General features: G+C 65.6%; 19 protein-coding genes and 1 tRNA gene. 15 read left to right on the top strand and 5 right to left on the bottom strand.

Annotated features, from left to right (window positions below; genetic code table 11):
• Entirely contained in the window at window positions 1-1,326 is a 1,326-nt protein-coding gene (gene aroA / locus ACSE4D_RS00705) for a 3-phosphoshikimate 1-carboxyvinyltransferase (RefSeq protein ID WP_436326424.1), read from the bottom strand.
• A 22-nt stretch (window positions 1,327-1,348) separates the two neighbouring features.
• Window positions 1,349-1,846, bottom strand: coding sequence for a DoxX family protein (locus tag ACSE4D_RS00700; RefSeq protein WP_135538731.1), 498 nt, complete (start codon window positions 1,844-1,846; stop codon window positions 1,349-1,351).
• Between the two features lie 146 nt (window positions 1,847-1,992).
• Between ACSE4D_RS00700 and ACSE4D_RS00695 the strand changes: the two genes are divergently transcribed.
• Window positions 1,993-2,649, top strand: a complete 657-nt coding sequence (locus ACSE4D_RS00695) for a sigma-70 family RNA polymerase sigma factor (RefSeq protein WP_425119536.1) — start codon at window positions 1,993-1,995, stop codon at window positions 2,647-2,649.
• Window positions 2,646-2,915, top strand: coding sequence for a mycothiol system anti-sigma-R factor (gene rsrA, locus ACSE4D_RS00690; protein WP_135538727.1), 270 nt, complete (start codon window positions 2,646-2,648; stop codon window positions 2,913-2,915). Before ACSE4D_RS00695 ends, rsrA begins: the two co-directional genes overlap by 4 nt.
• 92 nt (window positions 2,916-3,007) lie before the next feature.
• On the opposite strand, the gene ACSE4D_RS00685 is transcribed toward rsrA, so the two are convergent.
• From ACSE4D_RS00685 to ACSE4D_RS00675, 3 genes are all read right to left on the bottom strand, one after another.
• Window positions 3,008-3,082 carry a 50S ribosomal protein bL37 gene (locus tag ACSE4D_RS00685; RefSeq protein ID WP_135538853.1) on the bottom strand — a complete coding sequence of 25 codons (75 nt, stop codon included), beginning with the start codon at window positions 3,080-3,082 and terminating at the stop codon, window positions 3,008-3,010.
• Window positions 3,083-3,197: 115 nt separating this feature from the next.
• Complete coding sequence (locus ACSE4D_RS00680; protein ID WP_135538725.1) at window positions 3,198-3,812, bottom strand: GDSL-type esterase/lipase family protein; 615 nt, start codon at window positions 3,810-3,812, stop codon at window positions 3,198-3,200.
• Window positions 3,809-7,534 carry a multifunctional oxoglutarate decarboxylase/oxoglutarate dehydrogenase thiamine pyrophosphate-binding subunit/dihydrolipoyllysine-residue succinyltransferase subunit gene (locus ACSE4D_RS00675; RefSeq protein ID WP_135538723.1) on the bottom strand — a complete coding sequence of 1,242 codons (3,726 nt, stop codon included), beginning with the start codon at window positions 7,532-7,534 and terminating at the stop codon, window positions 3,809-3,811. Before ACSE4D_RS00675 ends, ACSE4D_RS00680 begins: the two co-directional genes overlap by 4 nt.
• A gap of 102 nt (window positions 7,535-7,636) precedes the next feature.
• Between ACSE4D_RS00675 and ACSE4D_RS00670 the strand changes: the two genes are divergently transcribed.
• The 13 genes from ACSE4D_RS00670 (at window position 7,637) to thrB (ending at window position 23,523) form a co-directional block, all read left to right on the top strand.
• Window positions 7,637-9,094 carry a GuaB1 family IMP dehydrogenase-related protein gene (locus ACSE4D_RS00670; protein ID WP_436326423.1) on the top strand — a complete coding sequence of 486 codons (1,458 nt, stop codon included), beginning with the start codon at window positions 7,637-7,639 and terminating at the stop codon, window positions 9,092-9,094.
• 131 nt (window positions 9,095-9,225) lie between these two features.
• Complete coding sequence (locus ACSE4D_RS00665; protein WP_436326422.1) at window positions 9,226-10,557, top strand: hemolysin family protein; 1,332 nt, start codon at window positions 9,226-9,228, stop codon at window positions 10,555-10,557.
• On the top strand, window positions 10,554-11,615 hold the full coding sequence (locus ACSE4D_RS00660; RefSeq protein WP_436326421.1) for a hemolysin family protein: 1,062 nt from the start codon (window positions 10,554-10,556) through the stop codon (window positions 11,613-11,615). The genes ACSE4D_RS00665 and ACSE4D_RS00660 overlap by 4 nt, the downstream gene beginning before the upstream one ends.
• A 344-nt stretch (window positions 11,616-11,959) precedes the next feature.
• On the top strand, window positions 11,960-13,009 hold the full coding sequence (locus ACSE4D_RS00655) for a M15 family metallopeptidase (protein ID WP_436326420.1): 1,050 nt from the start codon (window positions 11,960-11,962) through the stop codon (window positions 13,007-13,009).
• 113 nt (window positions 13,010-13,122) lie between these two features.
• A tRNA-Arg gene (locus ACSE4D_RS00650) sits at window positions 13,123-13,198 on the top strand.
• A gap of 121 nt (window positions 13,199-13,319) precedes the next feature.
• A complete protein-coding gene (locus ACSE4D_RS00645; RefSeq protein ID WP_135538665.1) occupies window positions 13,320-14,096 on the top strand; it encodes an ABC transporter ATP-binding protein in 777 nt (258 codons plus the stop codon).
• Window positions 14,093-16,642 (top strand): ABC transporter permease, encoded by a 2,550-nt coding sequence (locus ACSE4D_RS00640; protein WP_436326419.1) that lies wholly within the window; start codon window positions 14,093-14,095, stop codon window positions 16,640-16,642. Before ACSE4D_RS00645 ends, ACSE4D_RS00640 begins: the two co-directional genes overlap by 4 nt.
• A 68-nt stretch (window positions 16,643-16,710) precedes the next feature.
• Complete coding sequence (locus ACSE4D_RS00635) at window positions 16,711-17,886, top strand: MFS transporter (RefSeq protein ID WP_436326418.1); 1,176 nt, start codon at window positions 16,711-16,713, stop codon at window positions 17,884-17,886.
• A gap of 76 nt (window positions 17,887-17,962) precedes the next feature.
• Window positions 17,963-18,748: a DALR anticodon-binding domain-containing protein gene (locus ACSE4D_RS00630; RefSeq protein ID WP_167854371.1), complete on the top strand. Its 786-nt coding sequence runs from the start codon at window positions 17,963-17,965 to the stop codon at window positions 18,746-18,748.
• The gene (gene lysA / locus ACSE4D_RS00625) at window positions 18,748-20,190 is read left to right on the top strand and encodes a diaminopimelate decarboxylase (RefSeq protein ID WP_436326417.1); all 1,443 of its coding nucleotides are present in this window, start codon (window positions 18,748-18,750) and stop codon (window positions 20,188-20,190) included. The genes ACSE4D_RS00630 and lysA overlap by 1 nt, the downstream gene beginning before the upstream one ends.
• 32 nt (window positions 20,191-20,222) lie before the next feature.
• A complete protein-coding gene (locus ACSE4D_RS00620; RefSeq protein WP_436327148.1) occupies window positions 20,223-21,530 on the top strand; it encodes a homoserine dehydrogenase in 1,308 nt (435 codons plus the stop codon).
• 2 nt (window positions 21,531-21,532) lie between these two features.
• On the top strand, window positions 21,533-22,618 hold the full coding sequence (gene thrC, locus ACSE4D_RS00615) for a threonine synthase (RefSeq protein WP_135538655.1): 1,086 nt from the start codon (window positions 21,533-21,535) through the stop codon (window positions 22,616-22,618).
• 2 nt (window positions 22,619-22,620) lie between these two features.
• Window positions 22,621-23,523 carry a homoserine kinase gene (thrB, locus tag ACSE4D_RS00610; RefSeq protein ID WP_135538653.1) on the top strand — a complete coding sequence of 301 codons (903 nt, stop codon included), beginning with the start codon at window positions 22,621-22,623 and terminating at the stop codon, window positions 23,521-23,523.
• Window positions 23,524-23,544 lie beyond the last annotated feature (21 nt).

Genomic DNA, 23,544 nt, shown 5'->3' with positions numbered 1-23,544 from the left:
TCAGGTTCCGGGTGTGAGCATGGCTTCCCACAGCTGAGTGAAGGCCGGCAGAGTCTTGGCCACGGTGCCTGCGTTTTCGATGATCATCCCATCGTTGCACGAGGCGAGGATGGCTCCGGCCATGACCATGCGGTGGTCGTGGTACGTGTGCCACAGTGCCGGACGCAGTTCGCGGGTGCCCGTGATCGTCAGGGCCTCGGCGTGCTCGACGACGTCGACGCCGAGGGCTGTGTACTCCCGGGTGAGGGCGGCCAGTCGGTCGGTTTCGTGACCACGCAGATGTCCGATGCCGCGCAGCTGCGAGGTGCCGTTCGCCAGGGCAGCCAGTGCCGAGACCACCGGTGTCAGCTCGCCGACGGCCGAGAGGTCGAGATCGACGGGGGAGATCTCCTCGGGGCCCGTGACGTGCAGACCGTCCCGGTCGAGCGAGACCTGCGCGCCGAAGGCTTCGGCGATGTTCCTGAACCCGTCGCCGGCCTGCGTGGTGTGCGCGGGCCAGTCAGCGATGGTCACGGTCCCGCCCGCGGCGATCGCGGCCGCGGCGAAGGCGGCGGCGTTCGACAGATCCGGTTCGACCTGGACGTCGAGCCCGCGCGGCTGCCCGGGTTCGATGATCCAGCGTTCGGACTCGGGTTCGCTGACGTCGACTCCGGCGTCTCGGAGGACCTCGATCGTCATGTCGACATGGGTGCGGCTGGGCACGGTCGTGCCGGTGTTGACGAGTTCGAGACCCAAGGGCATGACCGCACCGGTCAGCAGCAGACCCGAGACGAACTGGCTGGAGGCGCTGGCATCGATGTCGAGGTGGCCGCCGCGCACCTGCGAAGAGGCATGCACGGTCATCGGCAGCATGCCCTCGGTCGAGGTGATCTGCGCGCCGAGGCGGCGCAGCGAATCCACGGTGACCGACATCGGGCGCACCCGTGCCTGTTCGTCCCCGTCGAGGACGACCTCACGACCGGTCAGCGCCGCCACCGGGGGGATGAAGCGCATGACGGTGCCGGCGAGACCGCAATCGATGGCGATCGGTCGGGCCTCCTCGGTGCCGGGGGCGCTGCCCGGACCGGTTCCGACGTCGGTGCCGGCCAGAGCGATGGGTTCGATGTGGAGCACATCGCCGTCTTCGTCGATGACGGCACCGAGGCGACGGAGTGCTTCGATCATGAGCATGGTGTCGCGACTGCGCAGCCAGCCCTTGAGTTCGGAGCCGGACTGGGCAAGGGCCGCGAGAATGAGATAGCGGTTCGTCAGGGATTTCGAACCGGGCACGGAGACGGTGGCTGTGATGCGGGAACCGGCGACCGGCGGTTGCCAATCGCCGGTCACCGGGGGAGTGTGCGTAGGGATGTCAGTCAACTCCGAGTGCGCTCAGTGCCTGTTTCGAGGTGTCTTCGACGCTCGACCACAGATCCTCGGCTGCGTGCTGGGTGCGCCACCACAGACCGGGGCGCCCGGCGGTGTCGACGCTGGCCAGCAGTGCACCGCCGAGCAGAGAGGTGCGCAGCACGGTGCGTTCGTTGCGTGCCTTCTTCTCTTCCTTCGTCGTCGCCTTCTCTGCAGACAGACGTTCGCCGACGGTGTCCAGAAGGTAGGTGCCGACGAGGATCGTGGCACTCACGCGGGGGAATCGGCCGATGGCCAGCAGAGAGCCTGCCGCCACCTGGGCGACACCGGTCGCTCGAGCGAGAGTGACGGCGTCGACGGGCACGTCGACCTGTTTGCGAGCCTGGTTGAGCAGCGGACCGACCGAAGCCGCGGCGGCCTCGGGCTTCAGCAGACGGTCGACGCCGTTGAGAATGTAGCCGGCGGCCAACATGGGCCGTGCGATGAGGCGAATGGGAGACACGGTGGTCCTTCCTTCAGTGGCGGGCATCTCAATGGCAAGCATAACCGCTGATCCGGGAATAGTGGGACCTCGGTCCGATGTTGAACACAGTGATGCTATTCGGCGGGTCGAACCCGTCGCGAATCGACAGGCAGAAGGGAAGGTCTATGAGCGCCACTGCCGTCCTGGAGAGAACGGGCGTACCATTGACTGCGATGACCGAATCAGTCAAAGAAGTCCCGGAAACCGCTGCGGAGAGGTCGCAGCGGTTCGAGCGGGATGCTCTGGAATATGTCAATCAGCTCTATGCGGCTGCGCTGCGCATGACCCGCAATCCGGCTGACGCCGAAGATCTCGTACAGGAAGCCTACGCGAAGGCGTACGCGGCTTTCCATCAGTACAAGCCCGGCACCAACCTCAAGGCCTGGCTGTACCGGATCCTGACGAACACCTTCATCAACAACTATCGGAAGAAGCAGCGTCAGCCGAAGGAACACGGCAGCGAGGACATCGAGGACTGGCAGATCGCCCAAGCGGACAGCCACTCGTCCTCGGGCGGTCGCTCCGCTGAACTCGAAGCGCTCGACCATCTGCCCGACAACGACGTGAAGGAAGCTCTCTCGGCGCTGCCTGAGGACTTCCGCATGGTCGTCTACTATGCCGATGTCGAGGGTCTGCCCTACAAGGAGATCGCCGAGATCATGGAGACCCCGATCGGCACAGTGATGTCGCGTCTGCACCGTGGGCGTCGCCAACTGCGGGAGATGCTCGCCGACTACGCCGCCGAACGTGGTTTCGTGAGTCCGGAGGGAGGTGCGAAATGAGAGACGAAGGATGTTGCGAAAGCGTCAGGGCCGAGTCTCTGATGCGCATCTACCATTATCTGGACGGCGAACTGACAACGACGGAGATCCGTGAGATCTCCATTCACCTCGATCAGTGTCCTTCATGCCACGACGAGTATGAGATCGAAGCGCTGCTCAAGGAGCTTGTTCGTCGTTCCTGCAGCCACGACCGGGCACCGATGGGGCTGCGGGAGAAGATCCGGCAGCGGATCGCGCTCGAACAGAACAGCTGGCCGGGAGTCTGAGCCGGATGGCTTGAGCCTGAAACGAGTAGACGAGGGCGGGAAGAGAAACGAATCTCTTCCCGCCCTCGTCATTCACTGAGCGAATCAGTGAATCAGCTGTTCGGACGCTTGCCGTGGTTTGCTTTGTTACGGCGGCGATCGCGACGCTTGCGGCCACGCTTGCTCATGGTGATCTCCTTCAATAGACGGTTCATTATCTCATGATCGTCTGAGCAGGGCAAAGTCATCACGAAGTCGTTGACCTCGTCTTCGCCCCACCGCAGAGTGGACGGATTTCGAGTCTCAGCTGTCGCCGAGGACGTCCTGGACTCCCAGCCAGCCGAACCATCCGCGGTGCAGGACGAGCCAGGCCAGCAGACCGTACCCTTCCTGTGCCGGCAGATGCTCGCGCGAAGACGCGACCTCACGCTGCCAGACGGGATGGCCGAGAAGGGGAGTGAAGGTGTCGACATAGGTGATGCCGCGCCTCTTGGCCACATCGGAGAAGCTCGCATTGAGCTCGGCGATGCGGCGATTGCGGTCACCGTCGTGCTCAGGCGGGGGCCCGAGCACGAACGTCGAGACCTTGCGGGCCAGGGCCTCGTCGAGGATATTGGCCACATCGAGCCGGGCCCGGGCCACGGAACGTCCCGTATCGAGGTCACCGGACCCCAGGGCCAGGACAAGACGATTGTCTCCGTCGGGGGTGAACCGCAGCGAGGCCTCGGCGATGGTGCGGGCATGGAGGCCCGCAGAGTCCTCGGCGGGCACTGCCAGCGGATAGACCTTCAGCTCGGGCAGGCTCGGCAGGGTCCTGGCCGTGACCCTGCCGACCCATCCGAGACCACGACCATCACCGTGGCCGGCGACCAGAGGGCCGCCGACCACGGCGATGGTTGTGGAGACGTCGCTGCTCACCGGCTGAAGATCCGCTCGACGAGTTCCTTCTGCTGCACCTCATGGAAGTGCTTGAGTCCCGTCGACGTGGCGGCAGAGGCCGCACGCGAGATGACATTGACTTCGCGACCGCCGAGGAGCTGAGGCAGGTTGAGAGCCATGAACGGCCATGCGCCCTGGTTCTCCGGCTCCTCCTGCGCCCAGACGACCTCCGCATCGGCCGGGAAACGGTCGAGGACGGCGGTGATGGCGGCTTCGTCGAGCGGGTAGAGCTGCTCGAGACGCACGAGCGCCATCTTCGTGTCGTTGTCCTTGTCCCGCTTGGCCTTGAGCTCCCAGTAGAGCTTGCCGGAGACGAGGACGACGCGCTCGACCTGCGAAGCGTCGACATCCTTATCGTCGATGACGGTTTCGAACTTGCCCGAGGTGAATTCCTCCGGGGAGTTCGCCGCGGCCTTGAGCCGCAGCATCGACTTCGGAGTGAAGACGATGAGCGGACGCTTGTTCGTCGTCGCGGCGTGGCGACGCAGCAGGTGGAAGTACGAAGCACCGGACGACGGGTAGGCGACCGTCATATTCGACTCGGCGCACAGCTGCAGGTACCGCTCGATGCGGCCCGAGGAGTGGTCGGGTCCCTGTCCTTCGTATCCGTGGGGCAGCAGCATGATGACACCGGAGTTCTGCTGCCACTTCTGCTCGGAAGAGGAGATGAACTCGTCGATGACCGACTGCGCACCCTGTGCGAAGTCACCGAACTGAGCCTCCCACGCCACGAGGGCGTCCTTGCGCTGGACGGAGTAGCCGTACTCGAAGCCGACAGCCGCGTACTCACTGAGCAGGGAATCGTAGACCCAGAAGCGGGCCTGATCCTCGGTGAGGTTCTGCAGCGGAGTCCACTCGTTGCCGTTGACGGCGTCGATGAGCACTGAGTGGCGCTGGACGAAGGTTCCGCGGCGCGAATCCTGGCCGGCCAGACGCACGGGCACGCCGTCCATGAGCAGCGAACCGAAGGCGATGAGTTCGGCGAAGCCCCAGTCGATGCCACCGGTCAGCGACATCTCCTTGCGCTTCTCGAGCAGCGCCCGCAGCTTCTTGTGCACCGTGAAGCCCTCGGGCACTTCGGCGAAGGCCTCACCGATGCGTTGGAGCATCTCGGAGCTGATCGCCGTCTCGGCATCGTTGAAGGTCTCGATGTCGCTGGGCTCGTAGGGAGCGTTGAACGCTTCGCCCTCGTAGGGACCGGTCTCGGCCTCCTTGGTCTCGGCGAATGCCGATTCCAGCTTCGACTGGTAGTCCTTGAGCGCCTCGGCGGCTTCTTCGTCGGTGATGCACTTCCTGCCCACGAGCGACTCGGTGTAGAGCTTGCGCACCGAACCCTTCTTCTCGATGAGCGAGTACATCAGCGGCTGAGTCATCGACGGGTCGTCGCCCTCGTTGTGACCGCGGCGGCGGTAGCACACGAGGTCGATGACGACGTCCCGATTGAATTCCTGCCGGTATTCGAAGGCCAGTCGTGCGGCCCGAACGACCGCCTCGGGGTCATCTCCGTTGACGTGGAAGATCGGGGCGTTGATCGACTTGGCCACGTCCGTGCAGTAGAAGGATGATCGCGCCGAGGCGGGGGGAGTGGTGAACCCGACCTGGTTGTTGATGATGACGTGAACGGTTCCGCCGGTGCGATAGCCGCGCAGCTCCGAGAGGTTGAGCGTCTCGGTGACCACGCCCTGACCGGCGAAGGCGGCATCTCCGTGGACGAGAACCGGCAGCACGGAGAAGCCGGCCTCACCCTGGTCGATGAGGTCCTGCTTGGCGCGGACGATGCCTTCGAGGACCGGGTCGACGGTCTCGAGGTGGCTGGGGTTGGCCGCGACGTAGACGCCGGTGGTGTTGCCCGACGGCGAGGTGAAGGAACCCTGCGTGCCGAGGTGGTATTTGACGTCACCGGATCCCTGCACGCTGTCGGGGGACATGGTGCCGTCGAACTCTTGGAAGACCTGGGCGTAGCTCTTCCCGGCGATGTTCGTGAGCACGTTGAGGCGTCCGCGGTGGGCCATTCCGATCGCGACCTCGTCGAGCCCGGTGTCGGCGGACTGGTTGAGGATCTCGTCGAGCAGGACGATCGCGGACTCTCCGCCTTCGAGGCTGAACCGCTTCTGTCCGATGTACTTCGTCTGCAGGAAGGTCTCGAATGCCTCTGCAGCGTTGAGACGACCGAGGATGTGGCCCTGTTCCGACCGGGTCAGCTCCTGATGCGGAATCTCGATCTTCGACTGGAACCAGCGGCGCTGGACCGGGTCGGCGATGTGCATGTATTCGAAGCCGATGGTCCGGCAGTAGCTTTCGCGCAGCAGTCCGAGGATGCTGCGGAAGGGCATCATCGGCTTGGCGCCGAAGCCGCCGGTGGGGAACTCGCGTTCGAGGTCCCACAGGGTCAGACCGTGCTGGTTGATGTCGAGGTCCGGGTGCGAACGCTGACGGTAGACCAGCGGATCGATGTTGGCCATGAGATGACCGCGGGTGCGATAGGCATCGATGAGCTCGATGACGCGCGCGGTCTTGTTGACGTCGTCCTGGTCTTCGGCCGAGACGTCGGGGACCCAGCGCACAGGCTCATACGGCAGGCGCAGGGACTCGAAGACGTCATCGTAGAATCCGTCCTCACCCAGCAGGTAGCTGTGCACGAGTTTGAGGAACTCACCGGAACCGGCGCCCTGGATGACGCGATGGTCATAGGTCGAGGTCAGGGTCAGCACCTTGGACACGGCCAGGGAGTTGATGGTCTGCTGACTCGCGCCCTGGAACTCGGCCGGGTAGTCGAGTGCTCCGACGCCGATGATGCAGCCCTGGCCCTTGGTCAGACGCGGCACTGAGTGGACGGTGCCGATGCCGCCGGGGTTGGTCAGGGACACAGTGGTGCCGGCGAAGTCGTCGGCGGTCAGCTTGCCCTTGCGAGCCTTGTCGACGAGGCCGTCATAGGCATCGACGAACTGGCGGAAGGTCAAGGTCTCGGCCTTCTTGACGTTCGGCACCAGCAGGGTGCGCGAGCCGTCCTTCTTCGGCACGTCGATGGCCAGCCCGAAGTTGATGTGGGCCGGCGAGATCATCACGGGCTTGCCGTCGCGGACATCGTAGGAGACGTTCTGCGAGGGGAAGTTCTTCAGTGCCCGGATGACGGCGAAGCCGATCAGGTGGGTGAAGGAGACCTTGCCGCCGCGGGTGCGCTTGAGGTGTGAGTTGATGACGATGCGGTTGTCGATGAGCGCCTTGGCAGGCAGTGCCCGCACCGAGGTGGCGGTGGGCACCTCGATTGAGTCATCCATGTTCTTGGCGATGAGCTTGGCGGGGCCGCGCAGCGGAGTGATCGTCTCCTCCGGGGCGGGCTTGGGCTCGGTGTCTTTGGCCGAGACCTGTGGCACGGACTTCGTCTCGGCCTTCAGCGTCTCGGACTCGGCCGAAGACGGTGAGACCCCGCGAGAGGTCTCACGTGAGGTCGTCTGTGCCGCAGCGGGGGCAGAGGACTTCGCCTCCGACTTCTTCGCAGTCGGCTCCGCCTCCTGCTTCGCAGCGGACTTGTCAGCGGCCGGCTTCGCGCCGCCGCTGTTCTTCTCGTACTTGTCGAAGAACGGCCACCAGGACTTGTCGACGGAGTTCTTATCTGACTTGTACTGCTCATACAATTCCTCGACCAGCCACTCGTTCGACCCGAAGTCTTCAACGGTGCGGTTCGGAGTATTGACGGACACGGCGTTGATCGCCTACTTCCTGATTCAAGACTTGCTGCTTAACGACAACACCCAGCCTAACGCGATGTGCCCTGCAATGTGCACATAGGGGACAATAGTGTTATGCGTTTCATCTCAAATGACCCGAACAGCGATCTGACCTACTCCGATGTCTTCCTCGTCCCGAACTCGTCATCGTTGACGTCCCGGTTCGAAGTCGACCTCACCACGACCGATCCGACGGGGTCGACGACACCGCTCGTGGCCGCGAACATGACCGCTGTGTCCGGACGCCGGATGGCCGAGACGATGGCTCGCCGGGGCGGACTGGCTGTGCTGCCCCAGGACATTCCGCTCACCGCTGCGAAGGACACCATCTCCTGGGTCAAGAGCCGGGACCGGATCTTCGAATCGGCTCTGCGCTTCGCGCCGGAGGACACGGTGCTCAACGCCCTGCATGTGCTGGCGAAGCGTCCCCACGGCTTCGGCGTCGTCGTCGACTCGGCCGGACGACTCGAAGGCATCATCAACGCCGCCGATCTGCGCGGCGTCGACCGGTTCACCTCGGTCGCCGAGCTCCTCGACTCCTCACCCCATGTCATCCGCGCCTCCGAGATCGACTGGTCCGATGATGCGCAGCTGGAGTCGCTGTTCGAATCGATGACCGACTCGCGGGCCGAATTCGCCGCTGTCGTCGATGATGCGAACACGGTGCTGGGTTCGCTCACGCCGAAGTCGCTGCTGCGGTCGTCGATCTACACGCCGAACGTCGATGAGCGGGGCCGTCTCAAGATCGCCGTGGCCATCGGCGTCAACGGTGCCGCCGTCGAACGCGCGAGTGCCCTCGTCGCGGCCGGCGCCGACGTCCTCGTCGTCGACACCGCCCACGGCCACCAGGTGAAGATGCTCGACACGCTGTCTTCGATCGCCGAGGCGGACCTCGGGGTGCCGATCGTCGCCGGCAACGTCGTCACCGCCGACGGTGTCCGCGACCTCGTGGCGGCCGGGGCCCAGATCGTCAAGGTCGGTGTGGGGCCGGGTGCGATGTGTACGACACGCATGATGACAGCCGTCGGTCGCCCGCAGTTCTCCGCCGTACTCGAATGCGCCGAGGCGGCTCGGGAGCTCGGCGCCCACGTCTGGGCCGACGGGGGAGTGCGCTATCCCCGCGATGTCGCTCTCGCGTTGGCCGCCGGGGCCTCGCAGGTGATGGTCGGTTCCTGGTTCGCGGGTACGCACGAATCGCCGGGTGACCTCCTGGTCGACGGCGAAGGCAGGAAGTACAAGGAGAGCTTCGGCATGGCTTCGGCTCGAGCGGTGGCCAACCGCACTCGGTCGGAGTCGGCGTTTGCACGGGCCCGGAAGGGGCTGTTCGAGGAGGGCATCTCGTCGTCAACCATGTACATCGATCCCGAGTCTCCCGGAGTCGAGGACCTGCTCGACGGAATCACGTCGGGAGTGCGCAGCTCCTTCACCTACGCCGGCGCCGGCGATCTCGCGGAATTCGCGCGGGTGGCCGCCGTCGGAGTCCAAAGCGCTGCCGGATACGAAGAGGGCCGCCCGCTGTCGGGAAGTTGGTAAGATCAGTTCATGCACAGTGACAGTCTCGGCCGGCGGGAAGCCGGCGCCCCAGATGATGATCCTCACCCCGTGAGGGTCCGTCACTTCACCTACTGTGATCTTCGGTCTGCACGGAGCGAGGACAGTCGCTGATGGAATGGCTGTTCCTTGCCCTTGCCCTGGTCCTCATCCTCGGCACCGGCCTCTTCGTCGCGGCCGAGTTCTCACTGCTCACCCTCGATCGTCACACGGCCGATAAGGCGGTCGACGAAGGCGTCGTCGGGGCCAAGACCCTGCGCGCCTCGATGACGCACCTGTCCACCCAGCTCTCGGCGGCGCAGGTGGGCATCACGATCACCACGCTGCTCACCGGCTACCTCATGGAACCGTCCCTGGGCCGGCTGCTGGCTCCGGTCTTCGAAGCGTGGGGAGTGGGCCCCGGGCTCTCCGCGTCCTTGGCGCTGACGATCGCTCTCATCTTCTCCACGGTGGCGTCGATGATCTTCGGTGAGCTCGTCCCGAAGAATCTTGCGATCGCAGTCCCTCTGGCCACCGGACGGATCGCCGCTCCGATCCAGTACGTCTTCTCGATCGTGTTCCGACCCGTCATCGCGTTCCTCAACGGCACGGCCAACAAGATCCTGCTCTCCATGGGCATCGAGCCGCAGGAGGAGGGGTCGGTCGGGCGGTCGCCGGAGGAGCTGACCTCCCTGGTGCGCCACTCCGCGGAGGAAGGCGTGCTCGATGAGCAGACGGCCGACCTGCTGGAACGGACGCTGAGCTTCTCGGAACGCACCGCCGAAGACGTCATGACTCCGCGGACCCGCATGTCGAGCGTGGAGAAGGACACCACGGCGCGAAGGATCATCGAGCAGGCACGAGACACCGGCTTCTCCCGGTTCCCGGTCGCCGCCGAGGACAAAGACCACATCGTCGGCGTCGTCCACGTCAAGCAGGCGTTCGCTGTTCCACCCGCAAACCGAGACGACGCCTACGCCGGGGGACTGATGACCGAGGTGCGCGAGATCCCAGAGACCCAGCGGCTCGATCCGCTCCTCATGGAACTGCGCGCCACAGGCCTGCAGATGGCGGTGGTCGTCGACGAATTCGGCGGCACCGCCGGAGTCGTCACCCTCGAAGACGTCGTCGAGGAACTCGTCGGTGAGGTCGCGGATGAGCACGACCGGATGCGGATCGCGGCGCGACCGGCCCGCGACGGGTCCTGGATCGTGCCCGGCCAGCTGCGCCCCGATGAGATCTCCTCGACGATCGGGATCACCATCCCCGAAGATTCTGACTATGAGACCTTGGCAGGTTTCGTGCTCAAGGAACTCGGGCGGATTCCCGAACCCGGGGACCACGTGCGCACCGATGATGCGCTCATCCGCGTCGAGCGGATGCACGGACGACGCATCGAGCGCCTGCGGGTGGTGCTGCGCGCCACCGACGCGAGCGCTTTCGAGACAGGAGGTGAGAGCCGATGAGCACCGATTGGCTCGGATTGATCTGGCTGGTCGTCCTCCTGCTGGGCAACTCATTCTTCGTCGCCGCCGAATTCGCGGTGGTCGCTGCGAAGCGGTCCCAGATCGAACCGCGCGCCGCCGAAGGCTCGGCTGCCGCGAAGACCGCGCTCTACGCGATGGAGCATGTCTCGCTGATGCTGGCGATCTGTCAGCTCGGCATCACGGTGTGTTCCCTCCTCTTGGGCAATGTGGCCGAACCGGCCATCCACCACCTGCTCGCCGGTCCACTCGAGGGACTGGGGATCCCCGCCGGCCTGTCCTCGACGATCTCTTTCGTCCTGGCGCTCGGCGTCGTCACCTATCTGCACGTGGTCATCGGTGAGATGGTACCGAAGAACCTCGCTCTGGCTGCATCCGGTCAGGCCGTGATGCTGCTGGCGACACCGCTGGTGTTCCTCGCCCGCGTCTTCGGCTTCGTCATCCGACCCCTCAATGGTCTGGCCAACGGGATCCTGCATCTGTTCAAGGTCGAGGCTCGGGACGAAGTCAATGAGGCGTTCACGATCGAACAGGTCGAATCGATCGTCGCCGAATCGAAGCGTGAGGGACTGCTCAGCGACGATACCGGGCTGCTCAAGGGCGCCCTGGAGTTCAGTGACAAGACCGCGGTCGACATCATGGTCCCGATGTCCGAACTCATCACGATCTCGGACAAGGTGACGCCGAACGAACTCGTCACGCTCGTGGGCAAAACCGGATTCTCACGGTATTTCGTCGTCGGCGACGACGGCTATCCGCAGGATTACCTCCACATCAAGGACGTCCTCTACGCCGACACCGATGATGCCTTCGACGCCCCGGTGCCGAGCAAACGGTTCCGACCGCTGTTCACCGTCACCGCCGCTGATGAGATCGAAGAGGCGCTGGCGCAGATGCAGAAGGTCGGCATCCACGTCGCCCGAGTCATCGACTCGGAGGCACGGGTCCTCGGTCTGCTCTTCCTCGAAGATGTGCTCGAGGAGCTCGTCGGTGAGGTCCAGGATGCGATGCAGCGGGGACGGTTCGATTTCCGCCGCTGAACCTGACGAAACGGCGGCCTCTCGCAGTCCCATCGCCTCGCTCGGAGTCCCGAAGCAGCCGCCGCCGGTCTTCGCGGGTGCGGATTTCTCATCTCCGGATCGGTCTTGCCGAATGCCCACAGAAGATGATAACGAATGATAACGAAGCGGTGACCGTCGTCACCGCACGCAGGTCATCTGTAGTGATCCGCAGGGAGCGTGTTTCAGCATATGTCCAGGTCACACACGGTGGATGAGGGTAACGTGACATTCTGTAACGATGTCGTTATAGTGTTGTGACATAAGCTTTTCGGGGTCCGGATCCGGGCCTTTCAGAACAACCGATGCCAACAGTATGGAGCATTATGTCGAGTGAGCTCTCGACCGTCGAGGCGTTGCCGGTTCGCCGACGCGATCTGCGCAGACAGAATTCCTCTGCTCAGGTTTCGACGATCTTCTCCAAGAAGTCCGTGACAACGCCGTCGCGAGGGCATGAAGACCCCACTCTGTCTCCGCGTCGCGCCGCCATGGCCGCAGAGGCCCGCGCCGCCGCCGGTTCACCGCGGCGGGCTGCGATGGCCAGAGAGGCCGCTCGGTCGGCATCCCAGCCGCTGACACCCGCAGGGCACAACTCGAGTCTGGCCGCTGCTCAGCTTGGCAGCCGCGGTTCCGATGGTTCGCTGCTGCGTTCGGTTCGCCGGCGCCAGGTCACGACCTTCTCCGCGCTGGCCACCGTGTCGGTCACGGGCACCGCGATCGCCGCCGTCATGGTCGCCGGCAATCTCAGCGGAAGCCAGGAAGTGAAGGTCGACGACACTGCCGCCGAATCCCAGCAGCGCGCGATCAACGCCGAATCCGTCTCCGCCGACATCAAGGTCGACGAAGACGACAAGACCTCGATGACCATCGGCGCCCCGAGTGCCAAACAGACGAAGGTCGATGCCGCTTCGCGCGCCATCACGAAGACCGTTCTGCCCGGTTGCGAGGGAGAAGCGCCGAAAGGCGAGGTGAGCAACGGTGAGTTGCCCAGTGATTGGCTGTGCGATATCGGTGTGGGCAACCACAAGCTGCGCGCCGACGCTGCTGTGGCCTTCGCGAAGATGAACGCCGCGTTCAAGAAGGACACCGGCAAGGACCTCGCGATCACCGACTCCTATCGTTCACTGGAATCGCAGGTCTCGGTCGCTGCCCGCAAGCCCGGCTTCGCCGCACGCCCCGGCACCTCGAACCACGGTTGGGGATTGGCGCTCGACCTCGGCGCCGGAACCTCGAGCGGCACCGGCGAACAGTACGACTGGCTGGTTACCAACGCCGGCAAATACGGCTGGGAGAACCCGGACTGGGCCAAACGCAATTCCTACGAGCTCTGGCACTGGGAATACGTCCCCGGGCGCAAGGACATGAAGGGCGCCTGAGCCCGCGAAACGCGCCGTCGCCACTGTGCCTTCCACCGCGTGCAATCGAGACTCGATTGCACGCGGTGTCTTTTTGTGAGGTGGTGCCCGACGGTGATAGAGTTGCACCCGTTGCCCGCGTAGCTCAGTGGATAGAGCGTCTGCCTCCGGAGCAGAAGGTCGTAGGTTCGAATCCTGTCGCGGGCACCACGTACCGTCCATCTCATCAGGTGAGGTGGACGGTTCTGCATTTCCGCCTCGAGTGGTCGGCGATGCCGACACGCTCTAAGGTAGTCGGAGGAGAACCCCGAACCGCGATGTGAGGCATGCGATGTCGAAACCTGCTGATGAGCCCTTGCGCGCCGCCTCGGCGGACGAATCCGATATCGTGCTGCGGGCGCAGGATCTGCGGAAGAGCTTCGGTCGCGGCGACACTGCCGTCTGTGCTCTCGATGACATCAGCGTCGACTTCGAATCGGGACGCTTCACCGCCATCATGGGTCCCTCCGGCTCCGGCAAATCGACCTTCATGCACGTACTGGCCGGCCTCGACCGCGTCGACTCCGGCTCGATCATCATGCGCGGCAAGGACATCACACGCCTCAACGACCGGCAGCTCACTCAGCTGCGGCGTGATCGCGTCGGCTTCATCTTCCAGGCCTTCAACCTCGTCCCCACTCTCAGCGCCGAACAGAACATCGAACTGCCCGTGTCCCTGGCGCGGAAGAAGATCGATCGGGAGTGGAAGGCCGAAGTCGTCGAACGCCTCGAACTCGGAGATCGTATGCAGCACCGGCCCCACGAACTCTCCGGCGGTCAGCAGCAGCGCGTCGCCGTAGCTCGAGCTCTGCTGACCCGTCCGGATGTCATCTTCGCCGATGAGCCCACCGGCAATCTCGACTCCCATGCCGGGGCCGAGGTGCTGTCGCTGCTCGGTCGCGCCACGACTCTCTACGGGCAGACGATCATCATGGTCACTCACGACCCGGTCGCGGCCTCGCACGCCGACAGAGTGGTGCTGCTCAAGGACGGGCGGGCCACAGGAGAGGTCCGTCAGCCCACGCGGGAGAGCGTGGTCACAGCACTGAGTGAACTGAGCACTCTGTGATCGCTGTCGCGCTGGCGCAGATCCGGATCCATTGGGCCCGGTTCCTCGCCATCGGTCTCGGCATCGCCCTGGCAGCGGGATTCGTCGCTACAACGCTCATCATCAATTCTTCGCTGCAGAGCAGCCTCGAAGGTGCGGTCGGACGATCATTCGCGCACGCGGATCTCACCGTCATCCCCGACGAAGACGTCTTCGTCGGGGGAGACGAGGTCGCTCCGCTGCTCAAGCCCATGTCGGAGATCGAGGGCGTGCGCTCCGCGTCGCTGTCGGCGCGAACCCTGACCACCGGGCGGGGGACCGCGTTCTCAGAGAGCTCCTTCGCCCTGTCACCCGTGCCCGCCGATGAGCGACTCGACACCTTCACCATGGTCTCCGGCGACCGCCCGGAGGCAACCACCGATCTCGTCCTCGACACTCGGACGGCCGCCGAGCTCGACCTCGGCATCGACGACGAGGTCCGCTTCAGCGTCGACCCGGTGCCGGTCGAGACCGGAGATGCGGACATGCCCGTCTACCGCGGGCCCAGCCACAGCAGCATCACCTTCACCGTCGTCGGCATCGCCGAGATGGGACAGGACCCCGGACTGCCCGGGGCCACCCGTGCACTGACGACGGCCTCGGGCTACCAGGAGTACTTCGCGCAGCAGGGCGATGTCATCGCCGTCCAGATCGCCCTCGACCCCGATGCTGACCCGGACAGGGTGTGCGAAGAGCTGCAAGCGGTCATCGACTCCTCCGCGCTGAACGGCAGCCTCAATGCCCTCAGCGTCCCCGACGCCGTGTCCGTCAAGACCGATCGTCTCTCGGGCGGCAACATCGCCGTGACGGGACTGCTGCTCGTCTTCGCCGGCATCTCCGTCGTCGTCGCCATCCTCGTCGTGTCGAACACGTTCTCCGTCATCGTGGCCGGCCGCCGTCGCGAACTCGCGCTGCTGCGCTGCCTCGGCGCGACCCGCCTCCAGCTCTACAGCTCCGTCGTCGCCGAAGGACTCCTCGTCGGACTGATCGGCTCGATCTTCGGTGTCGTCGCCGGTGTCGGAGTCAGCTGGGCCCTGATGGAAGCGGCCGTGCGCTTCTGGCCCGACGAATTCCCCTACGAAACCCTGTCCGTACCCGTCTCCGCGCTCCTCGTCGGCGTCGCCGTCGGCGCGGTCCTCACGATCATCGCGACGATCCGCCCGGCCCGCAGCGCCATCGCGGTGACACCGCTCGAAGCCCTCCAACCCTTCGACGTATCGGTATCCCCGTCGATCCGCAGACGTCGGCGACACCTCGTGGGCGTCGGCGTCATGCTCCTCGGTGCGGCTCTCATCATCGTCTCCCTCTACGCCGTGTCGACGACAGAGGTCTGGATCGCCGGCGGCGCTCTGGGCGGAGGTCTCATCGTCACCGGACTCATCATCGGTTCGACGAGGATCATCCCCCCGATCGTCGGCTGGATCGGCGAAGTCGCTGTCAGTCCCTGGGGCGTTCCTGGCCAGCTGGCGACGCTGAACACCCTGCGCAACCCGCGTCGAACCGCGACGACTGCGACGGCGCTGATCATCGGCGTGACTCTCGTCGCGACCATCCTCGTGGGCGGGATGTCGACGAAGGCGACGCTGAGCCACGGACTCGACCAGCGCTATCCGGTCGACATCGCCGTGCCCCTGTCGGGACTCGTCGACGCCGATGAGCTCGACGATGTGCGCGAGATCCCCGGGGTCGCTCGTGCCATCACCGCTCACCGCGCCGAGGCGGTCGAGGACTTCAAAGGCGCCACACCATCGGTCTTCGTCGTCGACCCGGAGACTGCGGCGACTGTGCTCGGCGATTCCGCCGCCGACCTGGTCGCCGGCCGCGTCGTGGTTCCCGAGGACTATCCGGACGCGACCGTGCGGGTCCGCGGTCTCAACGAGCTCAACGTGCCCGTGCGCAAAGAAGGGCTGTCGAGCCTCGCTTTCTTCACGACCCCCGATGTCGGCAACGACCTCGGCATCTCGGCGACGACGACGGCGGTGCTCATCCGCCTCGACGAGGATGTCGACATCGACGAGATCACACGGATCCAACAGTCCGTGGCTGAAGCTCTCGACGTGCCCAGCGACGAGGTCGGCGGGTCCGCGGTCGCCCGGGGCGCCTACTCCGAACTCATCGACGTTCTGCTCGCCGGTGCGGTGGCGCTGCTCTTCGTCTCCGTGCTCATCGCGCTCATCGGAGTCTCGAACACCGTGAGCCTGTCCGTCATCGAACGCCGACGGGAGAACGCACTCATGCGGGCCCTGGGGCTGAGCATCGCCCAGCTGCGGGCTCTGCTGGCTCTGGAAGCGGTGCTCATCTCGTCGGTCGCGGCTCTGCTGGGCCTCACCCTCGGCGGGGCGCTGGGCATCGTCGGCACACGACTGGTCACCCACGACTACTCCACCGAACTCATCGTCGACTTCTCCGCACCCTCCTTCCTCGGCATCCTCGGGGTCGCCATCGTGGCAGGAATCCTCTCGGCCCTGGTGCCGGCCCGACGCGCCTCGCGACTGTCTCCCGTGGAGGGCCTCAAACTCGACTACTGAGCCCGAAGCCGTCCGTCGAGCGACCCCGACGACAGGAATGCCTGTGGGAGTCTGATAGGAAAGAGCCCATGAACTCTGCGCGCACACGCATTCTGATCGTCGTCGGAATCGTCATCGCCGCATTCAATCTGCGGCCCGGAGTCACCGGTCTCTCGCCGCTGCTCGACGCCATGGGCGAACAGATCCACCTGAGCGCAGCGTTCCTGGCGATCATCGGCATGCTGCCGCCGCTGCTCTACGGACTCAGCGGCTTCATCACTCCGCGGCTCTATGCCCGCTTCTCCGGCCTCGGCCTGACACTGGCCGCGATGATCATGGTCGCCATCGGCCTGGGAGCCCGCTCCGTCATCGATTCTCCCGCGCTCTTCCTCGCCCTCAGCGTGCTCGCTCTGCTGGGCATGGGCATCGGCAACGTCGTCCTCCCTCCGTTGGTGAAGTCGTACTTCCCAGACCGTGTCGCTCTGATGTCGACCGTGCATGTCGGCCTGCTGCAGTTCGGCACCTTCATCCCCCCGCTCGTCGCGGTTCCCCTCGCCACCGGGTTCGGTTGGCGCGGGTCCTTGCTCGTCTGGGCCGGATTCGGTGTGGTGGGCGTCGCCGTCTGGATCCTCATCCGGCTGATCAGGCCCGCACCGGCCACCGAAGTCGCCGCCGCCGTCGTCGGCGGCAGCGAACTGGCCCGACTCATGCGCAGCAAACGTGCGTGGGCGCTCATGACGATGACGGGGCTGACCTCGTTCAACAATTTCATCCTCTTCACCTGGCTGCCGAGTCTGCTCACCCGCTCGGGGTTCGACGCGGCGTTCGCCGGGGCCATGCTCGCGCTCGTCACCGCCATCCCCCTCGTCCTCGGCTTCGTTCTGCCCGCGCTGGCACAGAAGATGGCCTCGGCCTACCTCATCGTCGTCGGCTTCTGCCTCAGCCTGGTCGTCGGCTATATCGGACTGTGGCTGCTGCCGACCGTGGCCCCGGTGCTGTGGACCGTGCTGCTCGGAATCGGAATCTCGACCTTCCCGCTGGCCCTGACGCTCATCACTCTGCGCGCCCGCGACGCGGAATCGGCGGCGTCTCTGTCGGGATTCGTCCAAGGCGGAGGCTATCTGCTGGCCTGCACCGGCCCGCTCATCTTCGCCTTCCTCGTGCAGAGCTTCGACAGCATGTGGCCGGCGTTCTCCGTCGTGCTCGTCTCGGTGGCAGTGAAATTCCTCGTCAGCCACGCCGCGTGCCGCCCCGGGGCGATCTGAGGCCGGTCGTCTCGTCATGAGAGCGAAGATGACACCTGATTCGTCCCCGCAGACCGGCCCCGAGTACTCTGTTCGAGTGACCCCGGAAGACCTGCAGACCGCACTCGCACGCGCTTTGGCGACGGCTGATTCGGGTCTCGTGTCTCCGGGGGCCGATTCGGAGGTCGACCTCGTCGCACCCGCCCGACACGGATTGGGCGACTGGTCGACGCGTGTGGCGCTGCGGACCGCGGTCGAACCGGGCCGCCGTCTGGCACTCGCCGAGCATCTGTGCGCCGAACTGCGACTGCTTCCCGAAGTGGCCACCGCTGTGGTCGCCGGGCCCGGGTTCGTCAACATCGGGCTCACCGACTCCGCACGTGCGCGCGTGGCATTCGACATCATCGCCGCAGCCGAGTCGTCGGCGACCGGCACCGAGGCGGCCGCGACAGAATCGCGGCGATGCTGCGGCAGTCTCTTCGACGCGGCTGCCGACGATGCCGCGGTGTCCGTGCTGCAGCGCGGACATGCGGCCGCCTGCCGGGAACGGCGTCGGGCCGAGTGGGCCGAGATCACCACGGATGCGGCCGAACCCTCTCGCCTCAACCACCCGAGCGAAGCTCGTCTGCTCACCGCCATCGCCTCCGTTCCCGCCGGACTCGAACGCTCGTGCCGCCTCGGCGAGAGCGAACCGTTCCTCAGCTGTCTGAGCCTGGTCGCGGCCGCGGCCGAGGACTGGCTGAGCCGGTGCGCGGTGACTCCGACCATCAACGTCGACATCACCGCACTGCATGCTTCGCGGCTCGTGCTCGTGCGAGCCGTCATCATCGTCCTCGCCGCAGGACTTCGACAACTGGGTGCTTCGGCCCCGGAGAGGATCTGATGCCCGCACATATCGCAGGGACTCTGCACGCGACCCCGGCACCGGTGTGGCTGCCCTATCCTGACGACGTCAACGCGCTGCTGCCGAGCCTGTGGTCGGACAATGTCACGAAGACCGACGACGGTGTGCTCACCATCGCCGGCCATTCGGTGACCGACCTGGCAGAGCAGTACGGCACGCCGACCCTCGTCATGGATGCCGCTGACTTCCGCACCCGGGCAGAAACCTATCTGACGACCTTCACCAGCGCCTTCTCGCCCGAGAAGGGACTGGCTGGAGCCGATGTCTTCTACGCCGGAAAGGCCTTCCTGTGCACTGCGGTGGCCCGGTGGGTCCATGAAGCCGGCCTCGGCCTCGACACCTGCTCATTGGGCGAGATGATGATCGCCCGCGCCGCCGGAGTCCCAGGGGACCGAGTGGGCCTGCACGGGAACAGCAAATCCGTCGCGGAACTCGAGTACGCCCTCGACTACGGCGTCGGACGGATCTTCGTCGACAGTCTCGATGAGATCATCCGGCTCGAAGCCGTCGCCGCGGCCAAGGGAGTCTTCGCCCCAGTGATGCTGCGAGTCACCGTCGGCGTCGAAGCCCACACCCACGACTTCATCGCCACCGCGCACGAAGACCAGAAGTTCGGTCTCTCACTCGCCGACGGCACCGCCGCACGAGCCGCCCAGATGGTCGCGGACTCGGCGCATCTGCGCCTCGACGGACTCCACTCGCATATCGGTTCGCAGATCTTCGACATCTCCGGCTTCCAGGTCGCCGCGGCCAGAGTGCTGGCCTTCCGCGCCGAAGTCATGGCCGAACACGGCATCGATCTGCCCGATGTCGACCTCGGCGGGGGCTTCGGCATCCGCTACACCAGCCAGGACACTCCGATCCCGGTGGCGGAGATGGCCGAGGAACTCGCCGCAGTCGTGCTCAAGGAATGCCGCGGACTGGGCACGAACGTGCCGCGTGTCTCCATCGAACCCGGCCGCGCCATCGTGTCCCCGGCCGTGTTCACCCTCTACGAAGTCGGCACCGTCAAAGAGGTGAGCACCGACAGCGGAACCCGCACCTACGTCGCCGTCGACGGCGGCATGAGCGACAACATCCGCACCGCGCTCTACGATGCGGACTACTCATGCACTCTGGCCAATCGAGCCTCGGGAGCGGAGCCGGCGATCGTGCGCGTCGTGGGCAAACACTGCGAATCGGGCGACATCATCGTCCGTGACGAATACATGGGGGCCGACGTCACCGCCGGCGACCTCGTCGCAGTCCCGTCGACGGGCGCCTACTGCCGGTCCCTGGCCAGCAACTACAACCACCTGCCCCGGCCGGGTGTGCTCGCCGTTGAAGCCGATAGAGTTGAGTGGATCGTGACCCCCGAAGACCATTCGCAGATGTTCGCCACCGACCCGGGGATGGTCGGTGGAGAGCAGGAGAACAGATGAGCGTCAACGACAACAGCGGAAAAGGTGAGGATATGCAGGCACTCAAGGTTGCCATGCTCGGATGCGGAGTCGTCGGCACAGAAGTCGCCGCCCGCATCCAGAACCGTGCAGACGGCCTGGCCGAACGCATCGGCGCCCCATTGGAACTCAGCGCCATCGTCGTCCGCGATGCGACGAAGGCACGTCCGGGCATCGACGAGAAGCTTCTGACGACCGACGCCGAGGCGGCCATCGCCGGAGCCGATATCGTCGTCGAGCTCATGGGCGGGATCGAACCGGCGAAGTCGCTCATCACCGCGGCGCTCAAACAGGGGTCCTCGGTGGTCACGGCGAACAAGGCGCTCCTGGCAGCCCGATACGGTGAGCTGATGTCCGCCGCCGATTCGGCCGGTGTGCGACTCGAACACGAAGCCGCCGTGGCCGGAGCCATCCCGATCATCCGTCCGGTCGGCGATTCGCTGGCCGGTGACCGGATCGAACGCATCATCGGCATCGTCAACGGCACGACGAACTTCATCCTCGACCAGATGGACTCCGAAGGCTGGGACTTCGACCGGGCGCTGAGCACCGCTCAGGAACTCGGCTACGCCGAAGCCGACCCGACAGCCGATATCGGCGGCCACGATGCGGCGGCGAAAGCCGCGATCCTGTCCTCCCTGGCTTTCCACGCTCCCGTGTCGATCGACGACGTCCATGTCGAAGGCATCGAAGGCGTCACCGCAGACATGGTCGAGACCGCCCGCGACCAGGGCTTCGTCATCAAGCTCCTCGCGGTCTGCGAACGTGTGGCTTTCTCGCCCGCCGGTGCCGGTCTCTCTGCCCGCGTCTACCCGGCGCTCCTCGATCGCAACCACGCTCTGGCCTCCGTCCGGGGTGCCTTCAACGCGGTGTTCATCGAAGCCGAAGCCGCCGGCGAACTGATGTTCTACGGGCAGGGAGCTGGGGGAGCTCCGACGGCTTCGGCGGTGCTCGGAGACATCGTCTCAGTGGCTCGGCGGAAGGTCCTGGGCGGACGCGGACAGTACGAGCGTCCCTTCCACGACGACTACCCGATCCTGCCCATCACGGCGATCACCACCCGTTACCACATCACCCTCGACGTTGTGGACCGTCCCGGTGTGCTGGCGTCGGTCTCCGAGGTGTTCGCCGACGAGGGCGCGTCGATCGAACTCATGCGCCAGACCATCGGCGACATCGACGAGCAGGGCGTCCAACACGCCAAGCTCGTGCTCGCCACCCATTCGAATACCGATGCGACGCTGCGGAAGACGGTCGATCGACTCAGCGATCTCTCCGTCGTCCATGCCGTCAATTCCGTGATCCGCGTAGAAGGACAGTGACAATGAACTACCCCAGACACCAGTGGCAGGGCGTCGTCGAGGAGTACCGCAGTCTCCTCGACATCTCTGCGGACACTCCGGCGGTCACCCTCGGCGAAGGCGGCACTCCGCTGATCAAGGCGGACAAACTCAGCGCACGCACCGGCGCTCAGGTGTGGGTGAAGTACGAGGGTCTCAACCCGACCGCGTCCTTCAAGGATCGCGGCATGACGATGGCGATCACGAAGGCCGTCGCCCACGGGGCGAAGGCCGTCATCTGCGCGTCGACGGGCAACACCTCGGCCTCGGCGGCCGCCTACGCCACGAAGGCCGGTCTGACCTGCGCCGTGCTCGTGCCCACCGGCAAGATCGCCCCGGGCAAAATGAGCCAGGCCATCGCCCATGGTGCAACGCTCCTCGAGGTCGACGGCAACTTCGATGACTGCCTGACGCTGTGCCGCAAACTCTCCGAGTCCTACCCGGTCCACCTCGTCAACTCGGTCAACCCCGACCGCATCGAGGGCCAGAAGACCGCGGCGTTCGAGGTCGTCGACGTCCTCGGCGATGCCCCCGACATCCACGTCCTGCCAGTCGGAAACGCCGGCAACATCACCGCGTACTGGAAGGGCTACACCGAATACCGGCAGCACGGCATCGCCGAACGTCTGCCGCAGATGTGGGGCTTCCAAGCCGCCGGCGCCGCTCCTCTGGTGCTGGGCCACCCGGTCGACGAACCGGATACCATCGCCACGGCGATCCGCATCGGCAACCCGGCGAGTTGGAACCAAGCAACGACGGCTCGTGACGACTCCGGCGGCTTCATCGATTCGGTCACCGACGACGAGATCCTCGCAGCGCACCGATTCCTCTCCAGCGAAGAGGGCATCTTCGTCGAACCCGGATCGGCCGCCTCGGTGGCGGGTCTGCTCAAGTCGGCCGAGGCCGGAAAGGTTCCCGCCGACGCGACGATCGCGGTGACCGTGACCGGGCACGGTCTCAAGGATCCTTCCTGGGCCCTGCACACCGCAGACGGCTCCGAGATCGAAACCAGTCGGGTCTCCGTCGACGCCGTCAGCGCCGCCCGCGCGCTCGGCCTCGAGGACAGCTGAGCGTGCGGCTGCGACTCGAGGTCCCGGCCACCTCGGCGAACCTGGGGCCCGGCTACGATTCCTTCGGCCTGGCCCTGAACATCGTCGACACGCTCACCCTGACCGTCCACGACGCCCCCGTCGACCCGGCCACCTGCGTCGAGGTCGCAGGGGAGGGCGCCGAGGTGCTGCCGCGCGACCGCTCGCATCTGATCATGCGCATCATCGGCGAGGTCCTCGCCGCGGAGTTCCCCGGCGCAGAGACGGGCTTGGCCGAACGACTGAGTCTGCACTGCATCAACCGGATCCCGCATTCGCGCGGGCTCGGCTCCTCGGCCGCGGCCGTGGTCGCCGGGATCGGTCTGGCCGTTGAACTCGGCCGCGAGTACACCGGGATCGAGCTCTCCCGCGAACGGGTCCTCGAACTCGCCACCGCGGTCGAGGGGCACCCGGACAATGCCGCTCCCGCGATCTTCGGCGGGCTCACCGTATCCCTTTCCGACCCGGTCCTGTCCTGGCAGGTGCCGGTGCGCACGCTCGATGAGGTCACGGTGCTCATCCCGGCGGTCCGTTTGGACACCGACGTCGCCCGAGGGCTCATCCCCGCCGCCATCGATCATGCGATCGCGGCGGAGAATTCGGCCCGGGCAGGACTGCTCGTCCACGGTCTGGTCTCCGATGCCTCGGTCCTGTTCGAAGCCACTCGCGACCAGCTGCATCAGGAATTCCGCCGCAGCGCCTACCCGGAATCCATGGCACTCGTCGATTCGCTCAGGACGCAGGGGCTGCCGACCGTGATCTCCGGTGCCGGCCCGACGGTGCTCGTCCTCGCCGAGGCGGTGCCCGAGTCCGCGGTGCCCGCCGATGTCATTGCGATGCGCACCGCGATTGACCTCGAGGGATACCGAGTGAGCCGAGAAAATTGACGAAACGATTCGCAAGATCGG

The sequence above is a fragment of the Brevibacterium sp. FAM 27836 genome (genome assembly GCF_051351055.1).
GTDB lineage: Bacteria > Actinomycetota > Actinomycetes > Actinomycetales > Brevibacteriaceae > Brevibacterium.
This window is presented reverse-complemented; position numbering and strand designations above follow the sequence as displayed.